This window comes from Paenibacillus endophyticus (assembly GCF_014192395.1).
In the GTDB taxonomy this organism is placed as follows: Bacteria; Bacillota; Bacilli; order Paenibacillales; family Paenibacillaceae; genus Pristimantibacillus; species Pristimantibacillus endophyticus.
On the sequence record NZ_JACHXW010000029.1, the window covers coordinates 1 to 16,326 of the forward strand.

Annotated in this window: 11 protein-coding genes; all 11 read left to right on the plus strand. The window is 44.3% G+C overall.

All coding sequences use genetic code 11. The annotated features are described in order from the left end of the window. On the plus strand, positions 1-429 hold a 429-nt coding region (locus tag FHS16_RS28850), incomplete at its 5' end, for a carbohydrate ABC transporter permease (protein WP_183570785.1). A 76-nt stretch (positions 430-505) separates the two neighbouring features. After that, on the plus strand, positions 506-2,206 hold the full coding sequence (locus FHS16_RS28855; RefSeq protein WP_183570787.1) for a type 2 periplasmic-binding domain-containing protein: 1,701 nt from the start codon (positions 506-508) through the stop codon (positions 2,204-2,206). Between the two features lie 332 nt (positions 2,207-2,538). Then, positions 2,539-4,320, plus strand: a complete 1,782-nt coding sequence (locus FHS16_RS28860; RefSeq protein WP_183570789.1) for a sensor histidine kinase — start codon at positions 2,539-2,541, stop codon at positions 4,318-4,320. Beyond that, a complete protein-coding gene (locus FHS16_RS28865) occupies positions 4,304-5,926 on the plus strand; it encodes a response regulator (protein ID WP_183570791.1) in 1,623 nt (540 codons plus the stop codon). Before FHS16_RS28860 ends, FHS16_RS28865 begins: the two co-directional genes overlap by 17 nt. A 145-nt stretch (positions 5,927-6,071) precedes the next feature. Further along, a complete protein-coding gene (locus FHS16_RS28870; protein WP_183570793.1) occupies positions 6,072-7,757 on the plus strand; it encodes a type 2 periplasmic-binding domain-containing protein in 1,686 nt (561 codons plus the stop codon). Positions 7,758-7,840: 83 nt separating this feature from the next. Beyond that, positions 7,841-8,758: an ABC transporter permease gene (locus tag FHS16_RS28875; RefSeq protein ID WP_376769716.1), complete on the plus strand. Its 918-nt coding sequence runs from the start codon at positions 7,841-7,843 to the stop codon at positions 8,756-8,758. 27 nt (positions 8,759-8,785) lie between these two features. Further along, entirely contained in the window at positions 8,786-9,670 is an 885-nt protein-coding gene (locus FHS16_RS28880; RefSeq protein WP_183570795.1) for a carbohydrate ABC transporter permease, read from the plus strand. A gap of 8 nt (positions 9,671-9,678) precedes the next feature. Continuing rightward, entirely contained in the window at positions 9,679-12,801 is a 3,123-nt protein-coding gene (locus FHS16_RS28885) for a glycosyl hydrolase (protein ID WP_183570797.1), read from the plus strand. A 5-nt stretch (positions 12,802-12,806) separates the two neighbouring features. Continuing rightward, positions 12,807-15,446, plus strand: a complete 2,640-nt coding sequence (locus FHS16_RS28890; RefSeq protein WP_312891118.1) for a family 78 glycoside hydrolase catalytic domain — start codon at positions 12,807-12,809, stop codon at positions 15,444-15,446. A gap of 1 nt (position 15,447) precedes the next feature. Beyond that, positions 15,448-15,576 (plus strand): hypothetical protein, encoded by a 129-nt coding sequence (locus FHS16_RS32340; protein WP_281379227.1) that lies wholly within the window; start codon positions 15,448-15,450, stop codon positions 15,574-15,576. An 8-nt stretch (positions 15,577-15,584) separates the two neighbouring features. Then, positions 15,585-16,004, plus strand: coding sequence for a discoidin domain-containing protein (locus tag FHS16_RS32780; RefSeq protein WP_376769717.1), 420 nt, complete (start codon positions 15,585-15,587; stop codon positions 16,002-16,004). Positions 16,005-16,326 lie beyond the last annotated feature (322 nt).

Genomic DNA, 16,326 nt, shown 5'->3' on the forward strand with positions numbered 1-16,326 from the left:
CTGAAGTTCATTCAGGGCATTCCGGAGGCGCTTGTCGAGTCGGCGGAGCTGGACGGTGCAGGACCTTTCCGCGTATTGCTCCAAATCATCGTTCCACTGTCGAAGCCGATGCTTGCGGCAATCGGATTGTTCACCGCAGTCGGCCATTGGAATGATTGGTTCGCCGGAGCTTTCTATGTCACCAAACAGGATCTCATTCCGGTACAAACGTTTCTGCAGCAGTTATTGTCGGCACAGGATATGTCAGCCATCCTGGGCTCGAACTCGAATCAGGAAGCACTAGCCAGAGGGTCGCAAATGCAGAACGTGACGCTCATGTCGGTCAAAATGGCAACCGTCATGGTAAGCGCGATTCCGATTCTATGTGTGTATCCGTTCCTTCAGAAGTATTTCGTGAAGGGCGTATTGATCGGCTCCGTCAAAGGTTAAGAGCCGCTGTTACTTGAGGGTATTGGGCTTCATCACATACCATTATTTAGTCAAGCGAAAAGGGGAGAAAAGAAGCATGCAGAGCAAATGGGTAAAGAAGACCGGTTTAATGGCTATGTCGGCGGTCGTATTGCTTTCTGTGGTCGCAGGATGTTCAGGTTCCAACGCATCCAAAAATGATCCGAAAAGCACGAATGCGGCACATGGCGGTACGGAAACGACAAAAGGTTCACAGAAATTCAATCTATGGTTAGGCTGGTCGGCAACGGTTAATAATGATAGCCTTGTCCAAAAGAATTGGAAAGAAGCAGAGCCGGGCATTGAGGTTGTGCTTGAAGCTACGCAAGGTGACGCCGTTACGGCACTTAACTTGAAGCTGAATACGGGCGGCTTCGAAGATGCAGCGGTGTTCAACCGCAGTGAAATCGTGAAAGCAGCAATGATTCGCTCCAATAAAATTATGTCAGTCGAGCCATATTTCGATATGCCTGATCAATATCCCAACCTTGCAGCGATTCCTAAGGAATACTTGGATCAAATGAAGGATGCGGATGGGCATATTTGGTCCATTCCAACCTGGTTCGATCAAAATCCAGATAATCCATGGCCGGGCTGGGCATCGCAAACATGGCTTGTCCGTACGGACGTGCTTGAGAAAGCGGGAATGACCACAGCGGATTTGGCTACGATTGAAGGCGTTGAAGCGTACTTGAAAAAAGCCGCTGAGCAAAAAGACGCATCGGGCAAGCCGCTAATTCCACTTAGCTTCTTAATGGATCCTAACGATACGGCAACTTGGAATGATGAAAACGCTGTTTTAAGTACGTTTGGCGTAACGACGGGAGGCGGCATTATCCCGGCAGAGAAGAAGGGTGACGACCTTGTCCTCTTGTATGACGACCCACAGTATAAAGTGGCTTATCAATGGATGAATAAAATGTATCGTTCCAATCTGGTGGACCCAGAGGTCGTAACCGATAAAAAGGAACGCTACAAAGAGAAAAACAAAGCAGGACGCGTAGCCATGAACGTAGGCTCCTTCTTTAATGTGGATAATTCGATCTGGGAGACGCTGGACGGCCCGACTGAGCCAGGCTGGTTCTATCAAGTCGTTCCATTCCCTAAGGTAGAGGGCGTCGAGAAGCTTGGCGCGAACACGGTCATCAATCCGTATCCAGGATATGACGTCTACATTAGCAAAGATTCCAAAAATGTAGAGGCGGTTTTGAAGTTTCTTGATTACTCGCTTAAGCCTGGAGCGGAACAGCAGCAAGTCATTAACGAAGGCCCGGAAGGAAAGTACTGGGGTTGGATCGATCAGCCGCTAGGACGATGGAATTATATTGATGCAGAATATGATAAAGCGCGTAATTCTGGCGAGCCTGCACAGAAAGCGAAAGTAACGCCAGAGCTGTATATGATTTCTTCCTACAATAACGACTGGTATCCGTGGTGGAATTACGGCACAGGCGATAAAGTCGGAAACGAGAAAACGTCGGAATTCACGGCAGCGGTAGGACAGATGGGCGCCGTGCGCAGCACGCAAACCTATGACTTGGTTAAAGCGAAGACAGGCGGTCTGCTGGAGAAATACTTGCCTGAGCTCGAAAACATTCGCAAAGAGTATAGAGCGAAATTCATTATGTCCAAAAGCGACGAGCAGTTCGAAGCAACCTGGTTGGCTTTCCGCGATGCCCTTGAGAAACGTGGGCACTGGACTGAAGTGAAGCAAGAATGGCAGGAGCAATATGAAGTTTTGTTGAAAGAGCAAGGATAGCTATAAACGATGAGGGAGCAACCCTTGTAGTAGTGAACTGCACTTCGTCAAGCAGACAGAACAATAAATAAAAATCAATTAAGCGGCCTTAGTTCTGTATTCCATCGGACTAAAGGCCGTTTAGGTATGGTTGTGGCAGACATAAAAAATGAGGGATTTCAAACAGCCTGACTACTGAGTTCTCTCAGTAGTTTTTTTGCGCGAATCTTTAATAGTAAGGGGCTAGACGGATATCGGAAATGTGAAAGTGAAGTCGGAATTGTCTCATTGTTACACATATTAAGTGATGGGTATAATGAAATATTACATTGTAAGTTGGAAAGGAGACTGAGATGAAGCTTTCACGAAAAGTTTGGCAATCTTCGGTTTACAAGCGGCTAATCATTGCCTTTATTATTGCAACGATACCCATATATATCCTTGCCGGCATCTTATACAGCTGGGCATCAAATCTACTTCGCCAGGATATTATGGACTCAGCTGAAACTCAGTCCGAGAATTATTTAAGGGAGCTAAATGATACGATTAGCCGTTTTAACTCGCTTCAGTACGATATGCTCAATGATAACTATCTGAATAAGTTAGTTAATACATACGACATTCTTGAGCCATATCGTCGAATAGAACTTATTCACTTCTTGCGGTCCAAGCTTGTCTCCATGCGTAATAGCAGTGAATTAATCGTTGACACTCGTCTGTACCTTCCTGGAATTAAAGTGGAAATTTCGGCGGTCGATGGGTATGGGTATTTGAAAGATGAGGACGTACCAGTTGCGAAGCTTCATGATCCTTATAATGTTATCAGTTATAATAATAAACTGCTCATCGTGGCCTATCCATTGGAAAGCGAGTTTGACACCATCCCAAACATAATAATTGAAATGGAATTGCGTCCGAGCGAGATTCAGCGTGGTTTTCAAGCGGCGTTAAAAAAGGACTATTCAGGAGCACTGATTTTGGGATTGGGTACGAATGCTGAAAATATGTACATAATCAATGATGAGAAGTTGGAAGAGCCGATTAGGAAACATTACGGACGATCGTTGCCATCTAAACAAGCGACAGTTAGACAGCCTCCCGCCAAACTTGATCAAACCTATATTTTCACACATTCGAGTCTTATGGATAGCAGCTTATACGTAGACCATTACTTATATAAACCAACTATGTTTAAAACGATTTCGGAGTATTACAAATGGTTCTGGTTGTTTTTCTGCATGACCATCCTGATGGTCGCCTTATATCTGTATTATATCAACAAAATTATTAATAAACCTATGGTCAAGCTTGTAAGAGCATTTAAACGAATCGAGGAAGGCAATTTAGAGCTGAATATCCGGCATGATAAAGAAGACGAATTCGGCTATATATATGAACGTTTCAATGAGATGCTGATTAATTTGAAAATTTCGATAGATGAAGTTTACAACCAGCGAATTCATTTGCAGAATGCAGAGCTAAAACAATTACAGTCGCAGATCAATCCACATTTTCTTTATAATTGCCTATTCAGCATCATTCGTCTCATTAAGATGGAAAAAGATGATGAAGCCGTGAACTTTACCAATCAGTTGGCTAAATATTTTCAGTTCATTACTCGTAATTCGAGAGATACGGTACCGCTCGAAAATGAAGTCGCTCATGCACGTAACTACGTCATGCTTCAGTTAGCAAGATTCTCAGACCGTGTTTCCGTTGAATTTGAAGAATTACCGGCAAGTCTTAAGCCATATTCAGTGCCTCGACTAATTATTCAGCCATTAGTGGAGAATGCATTTGTTCATGGATTAGAGAATGTTCTGGAAGGCGGCATTCTCAGAGTGACGTTTGTGGATGTACCGGAACATGAAAGGTTAGTCATTGTCGTCGAAGATAACGGGGAGAATAGCGAAGAAGGATTAGAAAGGCTTTCTGCTCTAGTAATGGACGAGCAGAATAAACAGATTACGCAAGAAATTACAGGTATTCTGAATGTCCACAAAAGGCTCCGTTACAAATATGGCCCGGAGAGTGGGATAAAGGTTGGCAGAAGCGCACTAGGCGGCGTCAAAATAGAGTTAATCATAAATCCGAAAGCGGTGACTGCGGATGTATCGAATGCTAATCGTGGATGATGAGAAGTTGATTCTGGACGGCTTGTATGAATTATTTTTGGAGATGGAAGGACACAGACTTGAGCTATATAAGGCTTCGACTGCATTGGAAGCCTTAAAAACCATGTCCGAAAAACGTTTCGACATCCTGTTGACTGATATTAAAATGCCTAAGATGTCAGGGTTAGAGCTCGGTGATCGGGTTAAGCAAAGTTGGCCGGAGTGCAAATTAATATTTTTAACCGGCTTTGATGAATTTAATTACATCCACCATGCAATTAAGCAAGGTGCGGAAAACTATGTCTTGAAATCCGAGGGTGACGAGGCGATCCTTGAGGTCGTTCGCAAATCGATAGCCTTGCTTGACGAACAACAGAAGATGGGAATGCTAATTAAGCAAGCACGCGAAATACAAAGGGAACAAGTCGCACACCATCGAGCCATTTATCTATCTGACTTGTTGGATGGCATGTTGTCGCAGTCAGAATTTAATCAGCTAACGCTGGAAGGGCTAGGTATTAGACTCTCTATGGATAGCCCAATTGCTATGGCAATAGCCAGGATGGATTTAGCCAGCTCGAAGATGCGTCTTCCAGAAAAGGATCTCCTATTCACGGCACTGCATTCCGTTAATGTTCGTTTATTATCGCCTTATCTAAAGTTTACGGATGTTAGCTACAGTCGGGAGTATTACGTTATATTCATTCAAGATCGCGATAACTCATTTCAGACGCTAGAGGGGCTAATGACTTTCTTGCACGGCTCAATAGAAACGATTCAACAGACAGTGGAAAAATCCACAGGATATACGTTCTCGTTCGCTCTTACCGAAAAAGCAATCGAATGGAATGATGTGGCCAAACAGTTTATCGTGCTTAAGGCCTTTTTGTCACGCTATTTTGATGCCAAACAAATTATTGTAACGGATAAGAACGTGCAGTCGAAAGTGAAGCAATACGAAGACGATGTGCGTGGTTTCATAGAAGTATTCCATAAACGTGCAAATGCGCTAGATACTTATATTGAATCAGGACGCAAAGATGAGGTTCAGATGATTCTCACTGAACTTGCCTCATTTACAGAATGGGAAGCCATTGATGAGATGAGGTACCTGGAGTTGTATTATTCGGTAGCGCTTCGGATGTTATCATCAGCAAACAAAATAGGTTTAGACCGTGATTCTACGGCTGCTCCGCATCTTATCAAGCTTTTACAGCCTTCTTCATTTCATTCTCGCAAGGAAGGGCTTGATTTGCTTCAACATATCGTTAATTTATTTCATCATTATCACGCAGAACAGTCCTCGAAGATGCGGGTGGATGTATTAGGTACAATCATTCAATATATCGTTGACCATTTAGATGGGGACCTTTCGGTAACAAAACTTGCTGAACAAGTTTATTTGAATCCAGATTATCTATCAAGAATGTTCAAACAATCGAAAGGCCTAACAATAACCGAATACATCGCGGCGTTGAAGGTTCAAAAAGCTAAGGAAATGCTTTCCGATCCGCGTATGCTAGTTCAAGACATTGCTAAGACGCTAGGATTTACATCGGCGGGTTATTTTAGCCGTTTTTTTAAGAAGGAAACGGGACAAACCCCACAAGAGTTTCGAACAACCTAAACCTTGAGTTGGAATTGCATATTCACGACGACCATGCATGGAAGTCGGAATAATACAAGGATAATCGGAAATTTGAAATCGTTTTCCGTTGCGCAGAAAAGTATGATTATCTTGTAAGCAATCAGGACTGAATGGGGGAGCAAGCATGAACTACAGAAAACAGAAAGTGTTTACAATGGTATCCGCAGTTACGCTGAGTATCGCTCTACTGGCGGGATGCAGCACGAACAATGCAAACCAGACAACAAATAATGGGGGCAATAATAGCGTCAGTACGGAGACGAATACTCCTATTGATCCTATGGCTAAGTTTGATCCGCCCATCGAATTAACCGTTGGGGTGGCGATCGGGGATGCAATGGCTGACGATTTTACAGAAGAAAAATGGGAAAATAGCGTATGGATTAAAGCCTATCGGGATGAACTGGGCATTATAATCAAGCCTCTTTGGTACACGAAGGGTACTGACGCAGGTAAACAAAAAATGAGCGTTGCCATTGCGTCTGGTGATATTCCTGATCTTATCGGCGTTAGTACGGAACAACTTGCTACATTGTCCAGAACGAATCTGTATACCGATTTATCAGAAGTGTATGAAAACTACGCGACATCATTAACAAAGGGAATTATTACGGAGGAAGGCAATTCGGCCCTGGAGTCCGCTACCTTCGGAGGAAAGCTCATTGCGATTCCGGGAACGAATTCGGCAATCGACGGCGCCTCCTTCCTATGGGCTAGGCAAGACTGGCTGGATAAGCTTGGACTTCCAGCTCCAAAAACGACAGATGAACTTTATACTGCTATCAAAGCAGTTGTAGAACAGGATCCTGACGGCAATGGAAAAGACGATACCGTTGGTCTGATGCTGAACAAAGATTTTTTATCGCCGGGCTTGGCAGAAGCAATTGGTTTATTCAATGCATTTGATGCATATCCGAAAACTTGGGTCCGCGGAGAAGATGGCAAGCTTGTTTACGGCAGTGCATTACCTGAGGTGAAAGACGCTCTATCCTATCTAAATAAACTTTATACAGAAGGGTTAATCGAGAAAGATTTTGCAGCTAAGGATTCAAATAAAGCAGCCGAGTTGGCTGCTGCAGGACGAGTTGGTTTCAATATCGGCGCAATGTGGAACGGGATGTTTCCGCTTCAGCAAACAAAGGATAACTTCCCGGATTCCAATTGGTTGGCAAATCCGATTGTTTCCAAAGACGATCAGCCAGCCAATCCTCAAATCAAGCTGAATGTGGAGAACTACTATGTGATGCGCAGCGGTTACGAGCACCCAGAAGCCATTATGAAGCTGATTAATTTCTGGACAGAGCTGAATTACGGGGATACGCCGCAAGAAGAGTATGACAAATTTCTAGGTCCTGCTCCGGCTCCAGGACATCACTGGACGGTGGCGAAAGCATGGAAAGCGCAAAAAAATCTCCAAGCGCATCTTAAGCTTAAAGAAGCGTTCAAAGCAGGAGATACTTCCAAGCTTAATGCAGAGGAAAAGGGATATTATGACAATATTCAAAAATATAAAGACGGAGACAACGCCAATGCCCAATTCGAGAAGGTATTCGGCGAAACCGGTTCTTTCAAATCCATGAATGAGTATGTAACCAACAATTTATTCAAAATGGACGAGTTCTATGGGGCTTCGACTGACGTCATGAAAAATCGTCTCAAAACGATTGAACAAGCGGTTATAGAGTATTACACAAAAGTGATTATGGGATCGGATTCGGTTAATAACTTTGAGAAATTCGTTAGCCAATTGAACCAGTTGGGTCTTGAAGAGGTAACGAAGGAAGTTAATGACTGGGATGCAGCGAAGTAATTGAAGTATCGATAAGTAACAGTGGAGGAGGAGGACCTCGGTCATTCCTCCTTCTTCTATATAAACATAGGGATGGAGTGTGCATGTCGATGGAGTTGAAAGGAACCCACAAACGTCGGTTGTCTACAGGCGCTTATCATTTGATGCTGCTGCCGGCGGTCATCTTGGTTCTCATATATAGCTACGGTCCGATCGTTGGCATCGTAATCTCTTTTCAGGATTTTATCCCATCTAATGGCTGGTTTGGGTCGGAGTGGATTGGCCTTGATAATTTCAAATATGTATTTGGAATGCCCAATACGATGCAGGTTATAGGGAACACTTTATTAATCTCTTTTTTGAAAATGATAGTGGGTATCGTATTTCCGCTTGGCTTGGCGATTCTACTAAATGAAGTCAAAAATGTGCTATTCAAGCGTACCGTTCAAACCGTCGTTTATATGCCTTACTTTCTTTCATGGATTATCTTATCCGGTATTCTGATTGATATTTTGTCACCATCAGGAGGCATCGTAAACAATTTTCTTGCGTTTCTGGGAATTGAACCGATTTATTTTCTTGGCGAGGGCCCATGGTTTCGTTTTATATTAGTGGCTTCACACATTTGGAAAGAACTTGGCTTTGATACGATCGTGTATTTGGCTGCCATTCTAAGCATCGATAAATCGTTGTACGAAGCGGCCTCATTAGACGGTGCGGGTCATATGAAACAAATGTGGCATATTACGTTGCCCGGCATGAGACCGATTATCGTGTTGCTGAGCGTGTTGAGTCTTGGAAATATTTTGAATGCGGGATTTGATCAGGTATTCAATTTATATAGTCCTCAAGTCTATTCTAGTGCTGATATTCTGGACACTTACGTTTACCGGATTGGAATGGAACAGATGCAGTATGGCGTAGCAACGGCTGTTGGACTTTTCAAGTCGTTTGTATCTTTTGTCTTTATCTGCACCTCCTACCTGCTAGCCTACAGGCTCGCGAATTATCGGATTTTTTAATCATTGTCACATAAGGAGGTATTCAGAATGATTGAAAGACGTACGTTTTCTCGTAAATTGTTTATATACGCCAACTATATTTTCCTTGCCCTATTTTCATTAACCTGTTTGTTTCCCATTGCTCATATGGCCGCGATGTCGCTCAGCAGCAATGCCGCTGTAACCGCTGGTTGGGTTACGGTGTGGCCGATCGGATTTAACCTGGATTCTTACAAGTACATTTTCAGCAACAATGTATTCATGAACACGGTAGGCGTATCGTTTCAAAGGCTTTTTCTCGGCGTTTCAATAAGCTTGACACTTACGGTTCTAGCTGCTTACCCGCTTTCCAAATCCCAATTGAAGTTCAGATCAAGAACGGCATACTCGTGGTTTTTTGTTGTGACGATGATCTTTAACGGCGGCTTAATACCGACCTTTATGGTGGTCAAAGAAACGGGGCTTATGGACTCCATTTGGGCGCTTGTCCTACCCTCGGCGGTTAATGTATTCAATGTTGTACTGATGCTGAATTTCTTTCGTACACAGCCGCATGAGCTTGATGAATCGGCGCAGATGGACGGAGCCGGAGCTTGGAGAACGTTATGGAGTATTTATTTACCAATCTCTATGCCGTCATTGGCGACTATAGCTTTGTTTACAATCATCTTTCATTGGAATTCTTGGTTTGACGGCATGATATATATGAACTCGCCTAGCAATTATCCTCTACAAACCTATTTGCGAACCGTTATTGTTTCTAGAGATTTAACCAATATGAACGCAAACGATTTATCGCTTATCGCCAATATTTCGAATCGAACCGTCATGGCTGCTCAGCTGTTTGTCTCCATGCTGCCTGTATTGTGTATCTATCCATTTCTGCAAAAGTATTTTGTTAAAGGAATCGTACTAGGAAGCGTGAAAGGGTGAGGTGTCTAATGAATCGAGAGAAATTAAAGCAATCTTTTGAGCAGCCTGGAAATCAATATAGAGGAGTTCCTTTCTGGGCTTGGAATGATGAGTTAAAGCAAGAGGAATTGAATCGTCAGATTGATGGTTTCAAAGAACAAGGCATGGGCGGATTTATGATGCACGTGCGCGAAGGTTTAGAGACCCCTTACATGAGCGAACTATTTATGGACCGAATCAAGGATAGTGTCGCCAAAGCAAAGGAGTCGGAAATGACAGCCTGGTTATATGATGAGGACCGATATTCCTCCGGCATGGCCGGAGGAATGGTTGCGAAATTAGGCGGGGATGCGGTTCGCGCAAAGGCGCTGACTCTGACGATAAGCCGAAATTTTGACCATGAAGATCAATCGATCCTAGCTGCTTACCGTGCCAACATCAATGGAGATGATCTCACTCATTTTAGTCGAGTAACCGTTAAACAAGTCAGGGAAGAACTTACGCAAAGCAATGAAGTGTATCTCTTATTCCGTGTAAGGATTGCTAAAAAAAATGATTGGACACACGGTGACAGCTATACGGATCTCATGAATCCGGAAACGGTTAGATTATTTATCGAAACGAATTATGAACCATATAGAAAAGCAGTAGGAGAAGAATTTGGAAAAACAATTCCAGGGATATTTACGGATGAACCTACGGTTAAAGGTTTTTCCGAGCGTTTGGAAGAACCTGATCTAACTTGGATTGCATGGAGTGATGTATTAGCCGAGGAGTTCGAAAGGAGAAGAGGTTATTCGATATGGGAGCTCCTCCCGTTCCTGTTTTTCCGGGGAGCGGCTTCTTCGCAGATTCGTTACGATTATTGGCTAACCGTTACAGAAACATTTAGCGAGTCGTTTACTAAACAAATTGGGGATTGGTGCAGGGAGCACGGTCTTCAATTTACCGGACATTTTCATTCTGAAGGGAGTATCGTCGGTCAGGCATTGCACAGCGGATCGGTTATGTCCCATTATCGGTATCTAGATATACCCGGGATCGATACTTTATGCGAAAAAACGGACGAGCATCTGACTCTGAAGCAAGTATCTAGCGTTGCGAACCAGCTGGGCAAGAAGCAGGTCATTACCGAAACCTATGGCGTAACCGGCTGGGACTTAACTTTCGAGAACCGCAGGTGGATAGGAGATTGGCAATTTGCCTTAGGTATTAATTTGTTGACGCACCATTTATCTTGGTACTCGCTCAGAGGCTGTCGTAAACGCGATTATCCCCCTTCTTTTAACTATCACACGAATTGGTGGAATCATAATAAAAGCATGGAAGATTATTACGCCAGACTTAGCGCCGTACTGAGTGAAGGGAAGCTAACTCGAAACGTACTTGTTATTCATCCAGCTACATCTGTATGGTCAAGGTTAGGGCAAAGCGTGAATGCGGCATCGTGGAAAAATAGTGCTGGAAATGAATCTATACTTGCCGAATATGATCGTTCGTTTAATGCATTCGTAAACCGTTTGGTCGAATTGCACATTGATTTCGATTTAGGCGATGAGCTAATCATGAAGGACTTCGCCGCGGCTGTGAGAGGAGCTATGCATGTCGGTGAGGCGCAATATCATTTAGTTGTGTTGCCGTCTCTTCACAATCTCATGTCTTCCACACTTGAATTGCTGCTTGCCTATATGAGCAGCGGAGGGAAGGTTGTTTCGTTCGGGGAAATCCCTTATTTACTAGATGGAACAACATTCAATTGTCATCGGCTGGACGCGTTTTTGAATCATAAAAATCTTATTCGTTTGCAGAATGCAGGTGAACTTGAGTCGTATGTGATGAAAACGGTGTCCCGAGGAGTTGCCATTACGGATATGTCGGGCAACGAATCCGAACACTTCCTGCACATGCATCGGCAAGTCAATGATGGATCGGTCGTTTTTATTGTGAATAATGACCGTCATCATACTCATCAAGTAGAAATTCGAATCTCGGGCGGACAACGCTTGGAAGAATGGGATGCTTGGACGGGAAAGGTTACTAGACGGTTCACTGATTCAGAAGGCGATTCGGTCATATTCCGCGAGACATTTGGCCCTGCCCAGTCCAGGTTATACGTCTTGACGAGCGACTCCTTCGTTCAGACCAATAATGAAACAGATGCGGTCGATGGTCTTGCTGAGAAATCAACCACGGGTGATCAATTCGTTGCGGAGCTCGCACCTGTCGCATTCCAACGATCCGCACCTAACGCCTTTATTCTGGATCAATGTCAATTCCGTATGGACGACGGAGAGTGGTCGGAGGCGATGGAGGTATGGAGAGCTCAGCGCATCATCCGTGAACGCCTCGGCATGCGTCAAGTCTTCCATAATGGCAATCTGCAAAGGTATATGTGGATTCATGAGGAGCATCCTTCCGATCAATCGGCGGTTGAACTCCGGTTTACTTTCGTGGTAACGGACATCCCTGCGACAGATATCTTCTTGGTTTTCGAAGATGCAGATCGTTTCGTGTTCGAACTAAACGGCAGGCGCATACAAGCATCGCCAGAAGGCTACTACATGGATATTTGCATGAAAAAGATTAAATTATTGGATTTGCGAGAAGGCATTAATACTCTTGATGTTCAAATTGCTTATTGCCATGATATGGAGCTCGAAAATGGTTATATCATCGGCGATTTCGCGGTGGATCACAATCGTAGAATCACTCGCGAGCCTAGCATGCTGTCGTACGGCGACTGGCGCGAGCAAGGATATCCTTATTATTGCGGCAGTATGAACTATTGTTTTGAAATCGATAACGATGCTGTAATTGGAAATGGATACAAGCTGGAGCTCGGCAAGTATGAAGCTGTTCTGCTCGACGTGAAGGTGAACGGAGAAGCGTGCAAGACGATTCCTTGGAGATGCGAATCATCGGTGGATTTGGATCATTGCTTGAAGGATAGAAAATTGAGTCAAATTGTTATCGAAGTTATTGGAAGTCCTCGGAATTTGTTTGGTCCGCTTCACGATCTGGATGACGCTCCAAATTGGATGGATTGGTGGTCCTTCCATCCCAACGAAGATGGGTATACGCCCGAATACAAGGGAGTTCCCTACGGACTAATTGAACCGATAAAGCTTATTAAAAAGGTGGAGAAGCGTTGAAACCGGTGCGATTAAGGATCAATAATTATTACTCCCCCTTTGGTATAGATACAGGTGTTCCTTTATTCGGATGGCAACTGGATAGCGAGGAGCGGGATCAATGCCAATCCCATTACCGAATCATCTTCGCTGAACGGGAAGTATCTCTCGAACGTTGCGAAGATTTACTTTGGGACAGCGGGAAAGTGTATTCTTCCGAGCAATTCGGCATCGGCTACCAAGGGCAGCCTTTGAAAAGTGTAACGACTTATTATTGGAGCGTCGCCGTCTGGAATCAGCACGGAGAGATGAGCTGGAGCGATCCGATATCCTTGTTTACGGGGTATTTATATGAGGAAGCTTGGAAGGCAAAATGGGTTGGAGATGGAGGGGCCAAGCCCTTCTATGCCCGCATGAGATTTGCGGCCAAAGGAAAGGTTAAGCGTGCTTATGCGCTTGTGTCGGGCCTTGGTCATTTTAAACTCTATATGAACGGCGAGAAAGTCGGACCGGGCGAGATGGATCCGGGCTGGACGAACTATAATAAATCCGTACAATACGTATGTTTTGATGTAACGAACCATATACGTGATGGCAACAATGTAATCGGTTTATCGGTTGGCAACGGCTTTTATTTGGGGGATGCCGGAGACCGGCATTTCTATACCCTCGATAAAGGTTATGAGTCTTATGGTTCCGAGTTGCTTGCAATAGGCGAATGGCATATCGAATATGAGGACGGTTCCATGCAACATGTACGAACGGAATGCGAGAATTGGAGAGTTAGAGAAAGCGCGACTACACTCGCTAATGTTTATGGTTCCGAGAACTTCGACGCAAGGCTTTATCCAGCAGGATGGTATGATCTTTCCTATGACGATTCATCGTGGGAAATTCCCAAGATACTCACGCCACCTAAAGGAAAGCTAGTAAGTCAAAACCAGCCCCCGATTACAGTGAAGACCACCTACGATACGATCAAGATTGAGGAGCCAAAGGATCAAGTTTATGTTTTTGATCTAGGTCAAAATATGTCGGGCATGTTCGAGATTTATGTCAGCGGTCCTGCGGGGAGCAAGGTCACAATCAAGCCTGGTGAGCTTCGGAATGAAGACGCTACAGTAGCTACACCGTGGGATATTGTCACATATTCGGAATATACGCTTGCCGGAAGCGGAGAAGTGGAAGTATGGAAACCCGACTTCTCTTGTTATGGCGCGAGATGGGTGCAAATCGAGGGATGTACGCGTGATGAGTCGAACACATCCAAACCATTCATTCATGATGTGAAAGGGCATTTTGTGACGTCGGCTTCAATGGATGCGGGGCATTTCGAAACCGATGATCCTCGTATTAACAAGCTGGCTCAGATTATTATTAAGGCGATCGAGAGCAATCTGCAAAGCGTGCATTCGGATTGTCCTACTATCGAGAAACTGGGCTGGATTGAAACGGCAAGTCTGATGGGGCCTTCCATTATGTTTGTCAAAGATGTTGAAGCCCTGTGGCTAAAAATAACACGAGACATGATCGAAGCTCAGACGGAAGAGGGCTTAATTCCCGATATTGCGCCGGAATACTCCAAATTTAGTGAAGGATTTCGTGATTCTATCGCATGGGGAAGCGCTATTATTCTCGTACCCGAATTATTGTTGAAATGGTATGGCAATCGAACGGCAATGGTAGAAGCGTATCCTGCCATGAAGGCATACATGCGTTATCTGAAGAGCAAAGAAGTAGAAGGCGGACTCATTAACCACGGGCTTGGCGATTGGGGAATCATGCCTCAAAGCGGCGGGGATTATATCGAAAACGTCGAGACGGCGTTTTATTATGAGTGCTACAAACGATTGTCGCATTTTGCGACTATGCTCGGTCTGGATCACGATGCCGCGCATTATGCGTCAGAAGCGGAACGGGTAAAAGTGGTGTATAACGCCAAGCTATTGCGCTGGATACCGGATGAAGGCCGTTATGCTTACTGCAGACGGAATGGAGAGTTTGATCCGCTCAACCAAGTGATTCAGGCAATCCCGTTATCTTTTGAACTGGTGGACGAAAACTATCGTTCTGATGTAGAAGCGTCGCTGCTGAATGCCGCAGCAGGGAGGCAATTTAAATCGGGAGAGATCGGACTTCGTTATTTATTCCATGCTCTCGCAGGTATGAAACGCAATGATATCATCTTCGATATGATGATGCAGCCTGAGCATCCAAGTTATATCCGCTTCGTGGAGAAAGGCGAGACGGCCTTGCCGGAGTTTTGGACGGACAATGCAAGATCCCGTAATCATGATATGATGGGCCATATCTTGGAATGGTTATATAGAGAGCTTCTAGGCATTTCTTCAATTGCAGATGCTTACAAAGAAATAAACATTTCTCCTCTATATCTGGATTCCGTCCAAGATATCAAAGGCAGTTATCAATCAGCAAGAGGGCTGATTGACGTTCATTTCTCTTACGACGAAGCTGGATCCAGACTCAGCGTAAGCATCCCTCCAAATACAACGGCACTAGTCAAGATTCCGCTCCTCTCATCTGGTAATGATCTATATGAGAACGGGCAGAAAGTCGATTACAAGCAGGTAAGCGAGCAAGGAAAGCATTATGCCGTAACGTCTATCCATTCGGGGGCGTATAAGTTCCATACAGGAGATCTGTAAGGTGGTGAATCAGTTGCATTGGAAGAAAAAAATGTATAATGCAGCGATTGAAATAGCCAATGGCTTCTCAAGCGATGACAAAATACTCGGAGTGTCCATTGGAGGACGTATAAACAGAGGAGAGACCTGAAACAGTTCATCCAGTACCGCACGCGCGGTTGGTCCAGTAGTCTAGGCGTAACATCGAATCATACGGAATCCGTCACGATCGATTTGGGGTCAGCCAATATTGTTAGTAAAGTCGATCTGTATCCTCGAAACGATAGCGGACAATGGGGGAGCTTTTTCCCAATAAACTTTACAATCCAAGTATCTACAAGCGGCACAACCTGGTCAACGGTTGCAACCCAGACCAATTACCCAAAACCAACTTCTGGTGGAGTCCAAAGCTTTAACATATCCCCGGTAAACGCGCGTTATGTAAAAGTAGAGGGGACAAATCTTAGACTCGAAACCGGAACGGAATATATGATGCAATTTGCCGAATTGGAAATCTACAAACTAACAAAGGCGATTATTCCTTCTGGGATAATCGCTTTTGTTCGAATTGAAGACTAAAGCGACAAGCCTTGGAGAAAAAGCCGTTGTTTATGTTGGTGAAGTCATTGGGTAGCAACTCTTTGGTAAACGAAGCTTTTGCCTGGTTTTCCGGGTATTACTGACATTGCTTTTGGTCAGTTTTCATCGGAAATGACCAGACGGTACGAATCGTAATAACAGAACGGAAAAGTGAAAGAAATGTCGACATTTTGAAATTGTAAGCGCATTCTTAAAAGCGTTATCCTTAATAAGTACAAACAACAAACTTAGAGGGGGAGTGACGGTTGTTGAGTAGAGAGATTAGACGATTGGGAACAGGGAATCACTGCAAACACAATCG

Coding starts and splice junctions, on each gene's coding strand:
- FHS16_RS28855 (WP_183570787.1), top strand. CDS start 506: ATGCAGAGCAAATGGGTAAAGAAGACCGGTTTAATGGCTATGTCGGCG.
- FHS16_RS28860 (WP_183570789.1), top strand. CDS start 2,539: ATGAAGCTTTCACGAAAAGTTTGGCAATCTTCGGTTTACAAGCGGCTA.
- FHS16_RS28865 (WP_183570791.1), top strand. CDS start 4,304: ATGCTAATCGTGGATGATGAGAAGTTGATTCTGGACGGCTTGTATGAA.
- FHS16_RS28870 (WP_183570793.1), top strand. CDS start 6,072: ATGAACTACAGAAAACAGAAAGTGTTTACAATGGTATCCGCAGTTACG.
- FHS16_RS28875 (WP_376769716.1), top strand. CDS start 7,841: ATGTCGATGGAGTTGAAAGGAACCCACAAACGTCGGTTGTCTACAGGC.
- FHS16_RS28880 (WP_183570795.1), top strand. CDS start 8,786: ATGATTGAAAGACGTACGTTTTCTCGTAAATTGTTTATATACGCCAAC.
- FHS16_RS28885 (WP_183570797.1), top strand. CDS start 9,679: ATGAATCGAGAGAAATTAAAGCAATCTTTTGAGCAGCCTGGAAATCAA.